The organism is Janthinobacterium sp. NFX145, assembly GCF_049810325.1.
GTDB lineage: Bacteria > Pseudomonadota > Gammaproteobacteria > Burkholderiales > Burkholderiaceae_D > Janthinobacterium > Janthinobacterium rivuli.
Map to the genome: position 1 here is coordinate 5,453,894 of NZ_CP187360.1, position 14,574 is coordinate 5,468,467.

At 62.0% G+C, this 14,574-nt stretch carries 12 protein-coding genes; 6 read left to right on the forward strand and 6 right to left on the reverse strand.

Annotation, left to right across the window (positions count from 1 at the left end; translation table 11 throughout):
* The first annotated feature begins 4 nt into the window (after positions 1-4).
* Positions 5-856 carry a sulfurtransferase gene (locus tag ACPJXG_RS24410; protein WP_425252581.1) on the forward strand — a complete coding sequence of 284 codons (852 nt, stop codon included), beginning with the start codon at positions 5-7 and terminating at the stop codon, positions 854-856.
* A 45-nt stretch (positions 857-901) separates the two neighbouring features.
* On the opposite strand, the gene ACPJXG_RS24415 is transcribed toward ACPJXG_RS24410, so the two are convergent.
* The 4 genes from ACPJXG_RS24415 to polA all read right to left on the reverse strand — a co-directional run bounded on the left by ACPJXG_RS24415 (position 902) and on the right by polA (position 7,633).
* Positions 902-2,638, reverse strand: a complete 1,737-nt coding sequence (locus tag ACPJXG_RS24415; RefSeq protein ID WP_425252582.1) for an ABC-F family ATP-binding cassette domain-containing protein — start codon at positions 2,636-2,638, stop codon at positions 902-904.
* Positions 2,639-2,895: 257 nt separating this feature from the next.
* A complete protein-coding gene (locus ACPJXG_RS24420) occupies positions 2,896-3,654 on the reverse strand; it encodes a ZIP family metal transporter (RefSeq protein WP_051959370.1) in 759 nt (252 codons plus the stop codon).
* A gap of 243 nt (positions 3,655-3,897) precedes the next feature.
* Positions 3,898-4,782 (reverse strand): dienelactone hydrolase family protein, encoded by an 885-nt coding sequence (locus ACPJXG_RS24425; protein WP_425252583.1) that lies wholly within the window; start codon positions 4,780-4,782, stop codon positions 3,898-3,900.
* A gap of 91 nt (positions 4,783-4,873) precedes the next feature.
* The gene (polA, locus tag ACPJXG_RS24430; RefSeq protein WP_425252584.1) at positions 4,874-7,633 is read right to left on the reverse strand and encodes a DNA polymerase I; all 2,760 of its coding nucleotides are present in this window, start codon (positions 7,631-7,633) and stop codon (positions 4,874-4,876) included.
* Between the two features lie 292 nt (positions 7,634-7,925).
* Here polA and ACPJXG_RS24435 point away from each other — a divergent pair, with 292 nt between their 5' ends.
* From ACPJXG_RS24435 to ACPJXG_RS24445, 3 genes are all read left to right on the forward strand, one after another.
* Positions 7,926-8,321, forward strand: coding sequence for a hypothetical protein (locus tag ACPJXG_RS24435; RefSeq protein WP_176388056.1), 396 nt, complete (start codon positions 7,926-7,928; stop codon positions 8,319-8,321).
* 83 nt (positions 8,322-8,404) lie between these two features.
* The gene (locus tag ACPJXG_RS24440) at positions 8,405-9,361 is read left to right on the forward strand and encodes a homoserine kinase (RefSeq protein WP_425252585.1); all 957 of its coding nucleotides are present in this window, start codon (positions 8,405-8,407) and stop codon (positions 9,359-9,361) included.
* Between the two features lie 2 nt (positions 9,362-9,363).
* The gene (locus ACPJXG_RS24445) at positions 9,364-10,155 is read left to right on the forward strand and encodes a BPSS1780 family membrane protein (protein ID WP_099403310.1); all 792 of its coding nucleotides are present in this window, start codon (positions 9,364-9,366) and stop codon (positions 10,153-10,155) included.
* A 171-nt stretch (positions 10,156-10,326) separates the two neighbouring features.
* Here the strand turns inward: ACPJXG_RS24445 and ACPJXG_RS24450 are convergent, their stop codons facing one another.
* Positions 10,327-12,630 carry a UvrD-helicase domain-containing protein gene (locus tag ACPJXG_RS24450; RefSeq protein WP_034749150.1) on the reverse strand — a complete coding sequence of 768 codons (2,304 nt, stop codon included), beginning with the start codon at positions 12,628-12,630 and terminating at the stop codon, positions 10,327-10,329.
* Positions 12,631-12,739: 109 nt separating this feature from the next.
* Here ACPJXG_RS24450 and ACPJXG_RS24455 point away from each other — a divergent pair, with 109 nt between their 5' ends.
* Both ACPJXG_RS24455 and ACPJXG_RS24460 read left to right on the forward strand, forming a co-directional pair.
* The gene (locus ACPJXG_RS24455) at positions 12,740-13,015 is read left to right on the forward strand and encodes a hypothetical protein (RefSeq protein WP_425252586.1); all 276 of its coding nucleotides are present in this window, start codon (positions 12,740-12,742) and stop codon (positions 13,013-13,015) included.
* Positions 13,012-13,536, forward strand: a complete 525-nt coding sequence (locus tag ACPJXG_RS24460) for a GNAT family N-acetyltransferase (protein ID WP_035824632.1) — start codon at positions 13,012-13,014, stop codon at positions 13,534-13,536. The genes ACPJXG_RS24455 and ACPJXG_RS24460 overlap by 4 nt, the downstream gene beginning before the upstream one ends.
* Before the next feature lie 13 nt (positions 13,537-13,549).
* On the opposite strand, the gene ACPJXG_RS24465 is transcribed toward ACPJXG_RS24460, so the two are convergent.
* Entirely contained in the window at positions 13,550-14,404 is an 855-nt protein-coding gene (locus ACPJXG_RS24465) for a hypothetical protein (protein ID WP_425252587.1), read from the reverse strand.
* Between the last annotated feature and the right edge of the window lie 170 nt (positions 14,405-14,574).

Sequence of the window (14,574 nt, forward strand, 5' to 3'; positions counted from 1 at the left end):
TCCGATGTACACCACCTTGTTACAGGCCAGCGAACTGGCCGACCACCTGAACGACAGCAACTGGGTCATCCTTGATTGCCGCCACGACTTGCTCAACCCGACCGCCGGCAGCGACGCGTTTGCCGCCGGCCATATCCAGAACGCGCAGTTCGCCGATATCGACACGGCCCTGTCCGGCCCCAAGACGGCGCGCGGTGCAGATTTTACGGGGCGCCACCCCTTGCCCGAGCGCAACGCCCTGCTGGCCACTCTGCGCGGCTGGGGAATCAATGACGACACGCAAGTGATCGCCTATGACGGCCAGGGCGGCATGTTCGCCGCCCGTGTGTGGTGGCTGCTGCGCTGGCTCGGCCACCCGGCAGTCGCCGTGCTCGACGGCGGCCTGGCCTCCTGGCAGGCGCAAGGCTTGCCACTGGTCACGCCCGTGGCGCCCCGCCCTGTGGGCACCCTGACGGAAAAAGCCAGCCTGACGCGCACGGTCAGCGTGCAGGACGTCATCGCCAACCTGGAAACCCAGGCCTTGACCGTCATCGACGCGCGGGCACCCGACCGTTATCGCGGCGAAAACGAAACCATCGACCCCGTCGGCGGCCATATCCCCGGCGCGAAAAACCGTTTTTTCAAGGATAACTTGCAAGCGGACGGCCGCTTCAAAAGCGCGGACGAACTGCAGCGCGACTTCAGCGCATTGATCGCCTCGCCGCAAGCCGCCATCCTGCAGTGCGGCTCCGGCGTGACGGCTTGCCACAACCTGCTGGCCCTGGAAGTGGCAGGTTTACCTGGCGCGGCCCTGTATCCGGGCTCGTGGAGCGAATGGTGCGCCGATCCGGCGCGGCCTGTGGCGACGGGGAATTAAAAAATGGCGGACCAACTGGTCCGCCATTTTCTTACCAGTGGATAACTACGACGTTATCCCCAGCGCTTGATTCAAACGTTCCAGTTCCGCCAGCCACGCCTGCTGGCTGGCCGGCTTCTGGTGGCGCGGCTTGCGTGCCAGGTCCTCGGCCAGCAATTGCTCCAGTTCACACAAGCGCCCCAGCTGCACGTCGACATCCGCCAGTACCGGAGATACATTCTCCACGCGCGGCACGGGCGTCAGCGCTTGCCCATCTTCCGCGCTCAGCCGTGCATACGCGCTGGCCGCATCGGGCCACTCTGCCAGCCCGCCATCGGCCACCACCCAAAAACGGTTGCAGGCCGTCTCGATCAGATCGCGGTCGTGCGATACCAATAAACAGCCGCCGGCAAAGCTGAGCAGCGCTTGCCCCAGTTCCGCCTTGCCCTGCATGTCCAGATGGTTGCTGGGTTCGTCCAGCAGCAGCAAGTGGTAGCTGGCCAGGGACAAGGCCAGAAACAGCAGCCGCGCCCGCTCGCCGCCGCTCAGGGTCGCGACTGTCTGGCCATGGCGCGCATACGGAAAGCCTGCCGCAATCAAGGCCTGCTTGCGCGCCACCTGGCTGCGCGCAGCCTCGTTTTGCACGGCAAACGGGTACAGGGCGTCGGACAAATCCGCATCGTCCGCCAGTTGCTTGAGCGACTGGTCGTAATAGCCGATGTTGGCCGCCTTGTGGTAGCGCAAGTCAGGCCGCTCGTCCTGCGCCTGTATCGCTTGCCAGCACAGGCGCAGCAAGGACGATTTGCCGCTGCCGTTGGCGCCCAGCAAGGCGATGCGGTCACCCGGTTTCAGCCACAGCTGGCCGACCCGGAATAGTACGGCAGACGTGGGCACGGCGCGCACATCGAGTTCGTCCAGCGCCAGCAACTGGTCGGCCGCCAGCGCCTTGCCGCGCAGGCTCAAGCACCACGGCGCGCCATCGCTGACGAACGATTGCACATCCTTCAATTTATCAATGCGCCGCTGCATGGTCTTGGCCTTGCGCGCCAGGTCTTCATTGTCATAGGTGCGGCCCCACAGGGCCAGGCGGGCGCTGCTGGCCGACAGGCGGTCGATTTCCTTTTGTTCGGCCGCATGGCGGGCGGCCGCGGCAAGATCGGCTTCGGCAAGCGCCGCCAGCGCGGGGCCGCACGGCAAGTCGAAGTCGTACAGGCGGCTATCGCGCAAGATCCAGCTGCGCGTGGCAACATTGTCGAGCAGGCGCTGGTCGTGCGAGACGAGGATGAAGGCGCCGCGCCAGGCCAGCAGGAATTGCTCCAGCCACAGCAGCGACGGCAAATCCAGGTGATTGCTCGGTTCGTCGAGCAGCAGCACGTTCGGTTCCTGCAGCAGGGCCCGTCCCAGCAGCAGCCGCGTGTGCTGGCCGCCGGATAAAGAATGCACGGGCACTTGCGCGGTTTCCTGGTCGAAACCCAGTTCAGCCAGCAGGCTGTCGACCCGCCAATGCAGTTCCGGCTGCTCCAGCACGGGCGCCAGCAAGGCGTCGTACAGGCTCAGGTTGGCAAGTTCGGCCGGCAAATGCTGCTCCACATGCTGCAAGCGGCAGGCACGGGCGTAGTGGATGGTGCCGGACGTGGCTTCGCGCGTGCCGCTGAGCAGACCCAGCAAGGTGGATTTGCCGCAGCCATTGTGGCCGATCAGGCCGATGCGGTCGCCCTGGCGCAAGGTAAAGGCGAGTTCGTTGAAGAGGAAACCGTCGTGGGTATCCAGTTGTAAAGCTTGTGTCGAGATAAGGGTAGTCATGGCTCTTGTCTTTGTTCGGGATGCAAGCATCCGCGTTAACAGGAGCGCTAACGACAACGGAGTACCAGGAAAGGACTCGTGGAGGAGGGTAACTTTGCTCTGGCCAGGTTATCGCAGCGCGATAGAACGTGGGCAAGAGCTGGCAAATGTGCTTAAAGAACGCGCATCCCATAGGGCGAGCATAAAAATTTCCATATTTTCCTCCTTTCTGTGCAAGTTAGTCAGAAAGGCAATACTACACCCACACAGTCAGTACATCAACCGCCGTGGCGCTTGTGCGTCAGGAACAGCACGATGCACACGCCCAGCGCGATCAACAGCACTTGCGGAATGGTTTCTCGCAGAGTGGCGCGGCGCTGCATCTGCGGCATCAAGTCGCTCAAGGCGATGTAGATGAAGCCGGACGAGGCGAACACGAGCACGTAAGGAATCAGATTGCTGGCGCGGTCCAGGGTGAAATAGCCGAGCAAGCCGCCCGCCACCGCCATCAGGCTGCACAGCAGGTTGAAGATGTAGGCACGCAGGCGCGAGAAGCCGGCGTTGAGCAGTACAATAAAATCGCCGATTTCCTGCGGGATTTCATGCGCGATGATGGCCAGGCCCGTCACCAGGCCCAGCTTCGGGTCGGCCAGGAAGGCGGCGGCGATCAGGATGCCGTCCGTAAAGTTGTGCATGCCGTCGCCGACGAGAATCATCCAGCCGGCCTTGCCCGCCTCGTGCTTGTCGTGGCCGTGCGCATGGTGGTGTCCATCGCCTTCGTGGTGGTGCGAATGGCGCAGGATGGCGAATTTTTCCAGCATGAAAAAGGCCAGCAAGCCCGCCAGCAGGGTGGCGAACAGGCTGCGCGGGTCCGCCTGCGATTCAAACGCTTCGGGCAAGGCGTGCAGCAAGGACGTCGACAACATGATGCCGACGGACAAGCTGACCATGCGCTCGACCACTTTGGACAGGAATGCAAACGAAAAGATCGCCGCCGCGGTAATGCTCAACACGCCCGCGATCGTGGTCGCGAGCAAAATGGATATAAGGACGGGATCGATGATTTTCTTACCTCAAAATGGCGCCGGGTCACTGGCGCCCGCGATGCTGGCGTCTGGCCTGATGAATGCGTTGTTATCTATTGTTTACATTTGCGCGTCTGGCGGCAGCGTCGCGCGATGAAGATGCAATTGTACTGCATTGGCGCGCAGCGGGCATTTTACAGCCCGGTGCGCCTTTCGCGTTAACTTCTGGGAAATGCGGTGTTTTTCTGTTGCCGATCAGGCCACGCCGTGGCGCTTGAACCAGGCTAAACAACGCGCATAGCCGTCTTTCGCATCGGCCGCCACGTAGCTGGGGCGGTAATCTGCATTGAAGGCGTGGCCCGCATCGGGATACACGACAAATTCCGACTTGTTGCCGCCCTTGGCCAGCGCCTCCTTCATTTTGCCGATCGATTCCTGGCTGATGCCCGTATCCTTGCCGCCATACAAGCCCAGCACGGGGACTTTCAAGGTCGGGGCGATATCGATGGGGTTGCTTGGCTGCAAGGGATTGGACTCGCCCACGAGGCGGCCATACCAGGCCACGCCCGCCTTGACGGCCGGATTGTGCGCCGCGTACAGCCAGGTGATGCGCCCACCCCAGCAGAAACCCGTGATGCCCAGGCGGCTCGTGTCGCCGCCATTCTGCTTCGCCCACGCCACCACCGCGTCGAGGTCCGCCATCACTTGCGCGTCCGGCGTCTTGGCGATGATGCCTTTCATCAACTCCGGGATGCTGCCCACTTTGGTCGGGTCGCCCTGGCGCACGAACAGATCAGGTGCCAGCGCCAGGTAGCCCTGCTTGGCGAAACGGCGCGCCATGTCGGCGATATGTTCATGCACGCCAAAGATTTCCGAAATGACCAGTACCACGGGCAAACCCGTCTTGCCTTCCGGCTGCGCCGCGTACACGGGCACGGCCTGGCCATCGACCATCACCGACATGCTGCCCGTGACAAGCCCGGCGGAATCCGTCTTGATGACGTTTTGCGCCGCCACGGGCAGCACGGCCACGGCAAAGCCCGTGCCCAGCGCCACCTTCAGGAAACCACGCCGGCCATCCGGCCCGGACAAGCTGCTCTGGCCCAGCAAACTTTCACAATCGGTGATCATGTCGCTCATGCGTTTCTCCTGAAGGGTGTGTTGACAAAAAATGTCGGCTTACGCGCTGCGCGCTAAGCCGACCTACGGTCATTGCTGCTATGTCAGATGGTTAATGCGCTTCGTCCCAATTTTTACCGATACCGACTTCCGCCGTCAGCGGCACCTTCAACTCGGCCACGCCAGCCATCAGTTCCGGCAGCTTGCGCTTGACCAGTTCCAGCTCCGCGTCCGGCACTTCCAGCACCAGTTCATCGTGCACCTGCATGATCATTTTTGTTTGCAAGTTGTCCGTTTCCAGCCAGCCTTGCACGGCGATCATGGCCAGCTTGATCAGGTCGGCCGCCGTGCCTTGCATCGGCGCGTTGATCGCCGCCCGTTCCGCACCCTGGCGGCGCGGGCCGTTTGGCGAATTGATTTCCGGCAGCCACAGGCGGCGGCCGAACACGGTTTCCACGTAGCCGCGCGCCTTGGCTTGCTGGCGCGTGTCTTCCATATACTGTTTCACGCCGGAAAAACGGGCGAAATATCGGTCGATATAGCTTTGCGCGGCCGTGCGGTCCACGCCCAGGTTGCCGGCCAGACCGAATGCGCTCATGCCGTAGATCAAGCCGAAGTTGATGACCTTGGCGTAGCGGCGCTGCTCGCTCTGCACTTCCGCAGCCGGCACGCCAAAGATCTCGGCGGCCGTGGCGCGGTGAATATCGATGCCGTCGGCAAACGCGCGCAACATGGCTTCGTCGCCAGAGATATGCGCCATGATGCGCAATTCGATCTGCGAATAGTCGGCCGAAACGATGTGGCTGCCGGGCGGCGCAATAAACGCTTCGCGGATGCGGCGGCCTTCCGCGCTGCGGATGGGAATATTCTGCAAGTTCGGATCGTTCGAGGCCAGTCGTCCCGTCACGGCCACGGCTTGCGCATAGTTCGTATGCACCCTGCCCGTCGTGACGTTGATCATCTTCGGCAATTTATCCGTGTAGGTCGATTTCAGCTTGGCCATGCCCCGGTATTCCAGCAGCACTTTGGGCAGCGGATAATCCTCGGCCAGTTTTTGCAGTACTTCCTCATCCGTCGATGGCGCGCCCGTCGGGGTTTTCTTGACCACCGGCAGTTTCAGCTTTTCAAAGAAGATTTCGCCGATCTGCTTGGGCGAACCGAGGTTGAACGGCTGCTCGGCCAGTTCATATGCCTTCTTTTCCAGTTCCAAAATCTTGACGGCAAGCTCGGCCGACTGGATGTTGAGCAACTCGTCATCGATCAGCACGCCGTTGCGCTCGATCTTTTGCAAGACCACGGCCGTCGGCATCTCGATCTTTTCATAGATGAAGGTGAGTTTTTCATCGTTCGCCACATTGCCCCACATGGCATTGTGCAGGCGCAAGGTGACGTCGGCATCCTCGGCCGCGTATTTGGCCGCCTGCTCCACTTCCACCTGGTTGAAGGTGATCTGCTTGGCGCCCTTGCCGCACACGTCCTCGAACGGAATCGTCGTGTAGTTCAGGTGGCGCAGCGCCAGACTGTCCATGTCGTGCTTCTTGTGCGACTCGAACACATACGATTCAAGCAAGGTATCGTGGGCGATGCCGCGCAGGGTCACGCCATGGTTGGCGAAGATGTGGCTGTCGTATTTCAGGTTCTGGCCCAGCTTGGGCTTGTTGGCATCTTCCAGCCACGGGCGCAGTTTCGCCAGCACGTGTTCGCGCGTCAACTGTTCCGGCGCGCCCGCGTAATCGTGGGCCAGCGGGATGTAGCAGGCGGCGTGTTCGGCAACGGAGAGGGAAATGCCGACCATTTGCGCCGTCATCGGTTCCAGCGACGTGGTTTCCGTGTCGACAGCCGTCAGGGCAGCCGCATCGATCAGCGCGATCCATTTGTCCAGCTGTTCATCCGTCAGCACGGTTTCATACACGGCTTCCACCGCTGGCGCGGCATCGGCAAACATGTCGCCGGTCGTGTTGGCAACAGCACCGCCGGCAACAGGTGCACCGACCGGCGACATCGGCGGCGGTGCCGCACCCAATTCGCGCAGCAGGGCCTTGAAGCCGTAGCGGTTGAAGAAGGCCAGCAGCGCTTCCTTGTCTTCGTGTTTTGCCACCAGCGAATCGGCGATCGTCGTCATGTGCCCGGACAAATCGCAATCGGTCTTGACGGTAATCAAGGCGCGCGCCTGCGGCAGCCATGGCAGGGCCGTGCGCAGGTTTTCCCCGACGGCGCCGCCCACACTGGCCGCGTTTTCCATCACGCCTTCCAGGCTGTCGTACAAGGTCAGCCATTTGACGGCCGTCTTCGGGCCGCACTTCGATACGCCCGGCACGTTGTCGACCGTATCGCCGATCAGCGACAGATAATCGATGATGCGGTTCGGCGGCACGCCGAATTTGACCAGCACGGCCGCTTCGTCGAGCTTTTCATTGCTCATGGTATTGATCAGGGTCACCTGGCTGTTGACCAGCTGCGCCAGGTCCTTGTCGCCAGTCGACACCACCACGTTCATGCCGGCGCTAGCGGCCTGCACGGCCAAAGTCCCAATCACGTCGTCCGCTTCCACGCCGTCGACCATCAGGATCGGCCAGCCCATGGCGCGCACGGCTTCGTGGATCGGTTCGATCTGCAATCGCAGGTCGTCCGGCATCGAGGCGCGCGTGGCCTTGTATTCGGGATACATGTCATCGCGGAAAGTTTTACCTTTGGCATCGAACACGCAGGCGATGTAAGCGGCCGGGAAATCGGCGCGCAAACGGCGCAGCATGTTGACCATGCCGTGCATGGCGCCCGTGGGATAGCCATCCGGGCTGCGCAGGTCGGGCAGCGCATGGAAGGCACGATAAAGATAACTGGAACCGTCGACTAACAGCAGGGTGTTTTGCATAATGCCAATAAAATAAGGTGAGCCGCGCCAGCCGGGAAGACACAGCGGCGAACGGGCGGAATATCGCACAATTATCGCAGAGTTTAGGGCCGCGCCACTGGCCGCCACACGTGCCGTTCCTGCTGTTTTTGCCACCCTGGCGACCCCGTGCGGGCGCGCGGGCTGCCACCTCGGCCGATTTCAACCCATTTAAACAGCATTGCCTACCAGTTTGTTACAATGCCTTATAGATAAATTGACGGCATTACACCACTGCACGCGCTGCAGTCCCACACATGGAAGCGAACCCATCATGATGCGTACATCGACACTCTGGACATTCCTCGCCCTGCCCCTGCTGGCATGTTCGGCCATTGCCAGCGCCCAGACGCCGGCCAAACCGAGCGACGCGCCACCCCAGCTCGAACGTATCGAGGAAATGGGCGAAGCGCCGATCACCGTGGCGCCAGCGGTGGCCAAGCAGCAGATCACCGAAAAACGCGAAGCGGGCGTGACGTCCGAAGTGAAAGTGACGAGCGGCGGCAGCACGTATTACATGAAGCCGGCCGCCGGTGCCGACCAGGCGCACGGCGGTGCCCTGCGCGGCCCTCAATGGAAAGTGCTGGAATTTGACCTGGGCAAGAAGAAACAGAAACAACGCGACGAAGAGGCAGCGGACGCGCCAGCGCCGCCCGCACCAGCGAAGTAAGCAGCCACTCTCTTCTGCCCTGCCCCGGCCACCTGCGGGGCAGCCGGCTTTTTTTGACCTTTTAGACCATTCCCCTCTTTCCCATGGCAGTTTTTACCGCGCTACACCTGGACGATATCGGCCAGTGGATCACGCAATTTCCACTCGGCAAACCTCTGGCGCTCAAGGGCATCGCGTCCGGCATCGAAAACAGCAATTTTTTCCTGAGCACGGAGCGCGGCGAGTATGTGCTGACGATCTTTGAAAACCTCAGTTTCGAGCAATTGCCGTTCTATCTGCAACTGATGCGCCATTTGGCGGACCGGGGCGTGCTCGTGCCGGCGCCGATCGCCAATGCCGATGGCGAACTGGTGACGTCCCTGCAAGGCAAGCCGGCCGCCATCGTCAGCAAACTTGACGGCAGCTCGCAGATGGCGCCGCAAGCCGTGCATTGCGCGGCTGTCGGCGCCATGCTGGCAAAAATGCACCTGGCGGCGCAGGACTTCCCCCTGCAACAGCCGAATCTGCGTGGCCTGGACTGGTGGAACACCACCACGCCGCTGGTCTTGCACCACCTCGACGATGCCAGGGCGCATCTGCTGCGCGCGGAAATCCATTTCCAGGACGCCTTTGCTGCCTGCGATACGTATAAAGCCATCCCGCGCGGCCCCGTGCATGCCGACTTGTTCCGCAACAACGTCATGTTTGACGGCGAGCAACTGACGGGCTTTTTCGACTTTTACTTTGCCGGCTGCGACACCTGGCTGTTCGACGTGGCCGTCACCGTCAACGACTGGTGCGTGGACCTGGACACGGGCGTGCTCGACACGGCAAGAGTGCGCGCCCTGCTCGACGCCTACCAGGCCGTGCGCCCGTTTACGCAGGAAGAACAAACGGCATGGCAAGCGATGCTGCGCGCCGCCGCGCTGCGCTTCTGGCTGTCGCGCCTGTACGATTATTACCAGCCGCGCGAAGCGGAAATGCTGACCCCGCACGATCCGGCGCATTTCGAACGCATTCTGCGCGAACGTATCGCCACACCTGCTCCGGAACTGTTTTAAACATGGAAAAATTACCTGCAAGTACAGGTTGGCAATGGGTGAAACAAGGCTTTGCCCTGTTTCGCAAGCAACCTGGCGGCATGTCGATGCTGTTTCTCGGCTATATGTTCTGCATGCTGGCCGTCAGCATCGTGCCCATGCTCGGCCAATTGCTGCCCGTCATCCTCGTCCCCGTCTTTTCCGTCGCCTTCGTGCAAGGCTGCCTGAATATCGACCAGGGCAAGCGCGTCTTGCCCAGCCTCTTGATCTCGGGCTTCCGCAAGCCGGCTTTTCCTTCCCTGTTCGGCTTGGGCGTGCTGTACATCCTGATGGCCATCGTCGCCATCGGCGCCTCGACCCTGGTCGATGATGGCTTGCTGTGGAAACTGGTCACAGGGCAATTGACGGAAGAAGCGGCACGCGCCGCCATCCCCGAATCGCGCCTGGGCCTGGGCATCCTGCTGGCCATCGTGCTGTACGTACCGGCCGCCATGGCCTTCTGCTTTGCCGCGCCGCTGATCTACTGGAAACAAGTCAGCCTGGGCAAGGCGCTGTTCTTCAGCTTTTTCGCCGTCTGGCGTTCGCTGTCGGCCTTCATCGTCTTCGCCGCCACCTGGTTCGCCATCAGCATCGTCACCAGCCAGTTGCTAGCCATCATCTTTGGCCGCACGCAGCTGATGATGCAACTGATGATGCCGCTGTCGATGATCTTGACCATCATCATGCATTGCTCGTTCTACGCCGCCTACCGCCAGATCTTCGGCCTGCCCGTCGATGAGAGCAAGACGGTGTCGCTGGACAAGAGCGGCGAGTGATCGCCAGACACCGGTCGGCCGCGTAATCTGACGCTGCGAGGCCAACAATGGTGTCGGATTACGCTTCGCTAATCCGACCTACGCGACCGGCCAGTAGGTCGGATTAGCGGGGCCGAAGGCCACGCGTAATCCGACAACATTGTTAGCACCCGCAGTGGTACCGGGTTACCTTCACAGCCGTTCCAGCTTCGCAATCCCCAAATCCAGCACCTTCATGCCGTGCTGTCCGAAATTGATCTGCGCGCGCGCATTGCCGCCGCCGCCTTCGATGTTGACGATCACGCCTTCGCCGAACTTGGCGTGCGCCACGGATTCACCGATGCGCCAGCCGCCGCCCGTGGCTTTTTGCGCGATCTTTTGTGCAATCGCATTGTCCGACCCCAGGCTGGCCACGCGCGGCGCCTCGTCCCAGGCCGACTTGCGGTTGCCGAACCAGTTCGCCTGCACCTTCGGCGACAGCCATTTCAGCGATTCTTCCGGCAATTCATCGAAAAAACGCGACTTCATGTTGTAGCGCGTCTGGCCGTGCAGCATGCGCGTCTGCGAAAAACTCATGTACAGCCGCTTGCGCGCGCGCGTGATGGCCACGTACATCAGCCGACGTTCTTCTTCCACGCCATTGTCCTCCTTCGAGCTGCTTTCGTGCGGGAACAGGCCTTCTTCCAGGCCCGTGATGAACACGTTGTCGAATTCCAGGCCCTTGGCCGAGTGCACCGTCATCATCTGCAGCGCATCCTGGCCCGCCTGCGCCTGGTTGTCACCCGCTTCCAGCGACGCGTGCGATAAAAACGCGGACAGCGGCGACATCACGGCCGGCAGCGGTGCGTCCGCGTCCAGGATTTCGATGCCATCCTGGTTGACGACGGGCGCGCCCGACTGGGCCTGGGCCGCTGGCCCCAGATGGGCCGGTGCGCCCTGGCCAAAACCCTCTTCGGAAATGAACTGGCTGGCCGCGCTGACCATCTGCTCCAGATTCTCGATGCGGTCGGCGCCTTCTTTTTCGTTCTGGTAATGCTGCAGCAAAGTACTCGCTTCGAGCACCACTCTGACCATTTCCGGCAGCGACAATTGCTGCGTTTCAAAGCGCACGCCTTCGATCAGCTTGACGAAGCCGGCCAGCACGCTGCCCGCCTTGCCCGCCACATACGGCACGGAGGCGTACAGCGAAATGCCGTACTGTTCCGAGGCGGCCTGCAATTGCTCGATTGAGCGCATGCCGATGCCGCGCGTGGGGAAGTTCACCACGCGCAAGAAGGCCGAATCGTTGTGCGGATTGTCCATCAACTGCAAATAGGCAATCGCGTGCTTGACCTCGGCGCGCTGGAAGTAGCGCTGGCCGCCATACACGTGATATGGAATCGCGGCCGAAAACAGCGCATGTTCGATCACGCGCGACTGCGCATTCGAACGGTACAAAATCGCGATTTCGCTGCGCGAAGCGCCATCGGCGATCAGGCTTTTCGCCTCTTCGATGATCCACTGCGCTTCCTGCAGGTCGGAACTGGCTTCATACACGCGCACCTGCTCGCCATGGCCCGCATCCGTGCGCAGATTCTTGCCCAGGCGCTTGCTATTGTTCGCGATCAACACGTTGGCACTGTCGAGGATGTGACCATGCGAGCGGTAGTTCTGCTCCAGCTTGATCAAGTTCTTCACCTGAAACTCGTGCTCGAAGGCGCTCATATTGCCCACGTTGGCGCCACGGAAGGCGTAGATGCTCTGGTCATCGTCGCCGACGGCAAACAGGGCGCCGCCATCGCGGCTGCCGTGGCCGGCCAGCAATTTGAGCCAGTTGTATTGCAGGTTGTTCGTATCCTGGAACTCGTCCACGAGAATGTGGCGGAAACGCGCCTGGTAGTGTTCGCGCAGCGGCTGGTTGCGGCTCAACAATTCATACGTGCGCAGCAGCAATTCCGCAAAATCAACGACGCCTTCGCGCTGGCACTGGTCGTCGTACAACTGGTACAGCTCGACCATCTTGCGCTCGTGCGCGTCGTACGCTTCCACGTCCGTGGCGCGCAAGCCCTGGTCCTTGGCATTGTTGATGAAATACATCACCGTCTTCGGCGGGAATTTTTCATCATCGATGTTGTTTGCCTTCAACAAGCGCTTGATCACCGACAATTGATCCTGGGAATCGAGAATCTGGAACGTTTGCGGCAAGGCCGCGTCGCGGTAATGCGTGCGCAGCAAGCGGTTGCACAGGCCGTGGAAGGTACCGATCCACATGCCGCGCGTATTGATCGGCAGCATGGCCGACAATCGCGTGAGCATTTCCTTGGCGGCTTTATTGGTAAACGTCACGGCCAGGATGCCGGGCGGCGACACCTGCTGGGTCTGGATCAGCCACGCGATGCGGGTGGTCAGCACGCGGGTCTTGCCCGAACCGGCGCCTGCCAGGATCAGCGCATGTTGCGCCGGCAAGGTGACGGCAGCCAATTGTTCGGGATTGAGGTTGTGAAGAAGATTTTGCATCCCGTGATTATACCGGCATGGCTAAAAATACTGTGCATTTGTCCAGCGGTCGCGCCAGTTTTCCATGTGCGCGCTACAATCGGCGTCCCGACACAGCAGCCTGTATCCCATGACACCTCCCAGCCACCTCGACGGCGCCCGCGTACTGGCCTGGGCCTGGTCCGACCTGCCCTTCGGCCATGTCGCCAGTGATGATGGCGCCGCCCCCACCGCCATCCACGGCCTGGCCGTGTGCCGCTACGCAGACGAGGCGCAAGTCTACCGTTTCAGCTGCGACGCGCAGTGGGAAACCGTGCAGGATGAGGTGTATGCCAGCGAAGACGACGCCAGGGGGCAGTTGCCGGCGCAATACCGCGCCGTGGCGGCCGCGTGGAACACGCCATGAGCAACACCATCCGCGCGGCCACCCGTGCCGACCTGCCGTTGCTGGCCCAGGTCGAACGCAGCGCCGCAATCCTGTTTGCCCAGGCCGGCCCCGAACTGGCCTGGCTGGCGCATGGCGAACCCTTGCCACTGGAGACCTTGCAGGCGCTGCAGCAGGATGGCGGCGTGTGGGTGGCCGCCGATGGGCAGGATGCGCCAGCGGGTTTCCTGGCCGCCCAGCCGCTCGACGGCCAGTTGTTCATCGTGGAATTGTCCGTTGCACTGCCGCAGCAACGGCAGGGACTGGGCGCGCGCCTGCTCGACGCGGCGGCGGCCCATGCCCGGGCGCTGGGCTGCGCCTGGCTGACACTGAGCACGTATCGCCACCTGCCGTGGAACGCGCCCTACTATGCGCGCCATGGCTTCAGCGAAATCGAGGCCGTGGCGCTGGGGGCTGGGCATGCGCTCAAGCTGGCGCGCGAAGCGCAGGACGGGCACGATCCGGCGCTGCGCTGCCTGATGCGCAAGCCACTGGCCCGCTGATTCGGCACAGCACTCAGCGCACCAGCTTTGCCTTGCCTTCGCTGAGCGCCTGGGCGATCACCTGGCGCGTGGTCTTGTCGGCGATCTTGACGACTTTTTCCTGCCGGCGGCCCAGGTCGCCCATTTGCTTGCCCAGCGCTTCCATCGGCTTGCTGCGTTGCTCCATCTGGCGCGACATCTGCTCCACTTTCTCGGCCTCGCGCTCGTGCACGTCGGAGATGCGGTCGTTGATCTCTTCCATCTCTTCCTGCGCATCTTCCATCTGCTGCTGCAGGCGCTCCACGTCGCGCTCGGCCGCGCGGCGCGCCGTGTCGCTCGTCGCCAGCGCCTGGCGGCGCGAGGCGTCGCCAAGCTTGCGGCCCAGTTCCTGCTGCTGGCGGCCCAGCACGCGCAACTGCTCCGACTCGCGCGCATTGCCTTTTTCCAGGCTGCGGGCACCCATCTTGCGGCCCATTTCGCCCATGGCCTTGCCGTGCGCGCCCATTTGATCGCCGAGCGCGCTCATCTCCTTGCCGAGCTGTTTCGAAGGCTGCCATGCCGTGCGCACCTTGCCCAGCAAGGCCGCATCCTGCAGCACATAGGCCTGGCCCTGGTCGCGGAACCACAGGAACGGCCCCTTGATCGAACGCTTGAGCTTTTCCACCTGCTGCGAGTGGATATCGCTGTCGACGACGATGACGCCCTCGCTATCCGTGGCGCCATCGACGAGCGCATAGCTTTCGCCCTTCTCGAGCGAACGGCTGACCTGTACGCTGGGCGCGGCTGGCGGAACCGGTGGCGCGGGCGGCTGCGGCGGCTGCACGGCCAGCGCGCTGCCGCCAAGCAGGATACCGGCCAGGCTGAGGATCAAACGGTGGGAAGTGGACATGGCTGCCTCGTCGCAAAAGTAGTGGAGCATTGACTTTAGCGGCGGCTGGAGCACGGCTCCAGCGCGATGCGACAGGCTGCAAAAAGACCTGCCTGGATGGCAGACATGGACGATGGATGGCAAGCGGGCAAAAAAAAAGGCTCTGTCATCGATAAATAGGGGATCTGCCT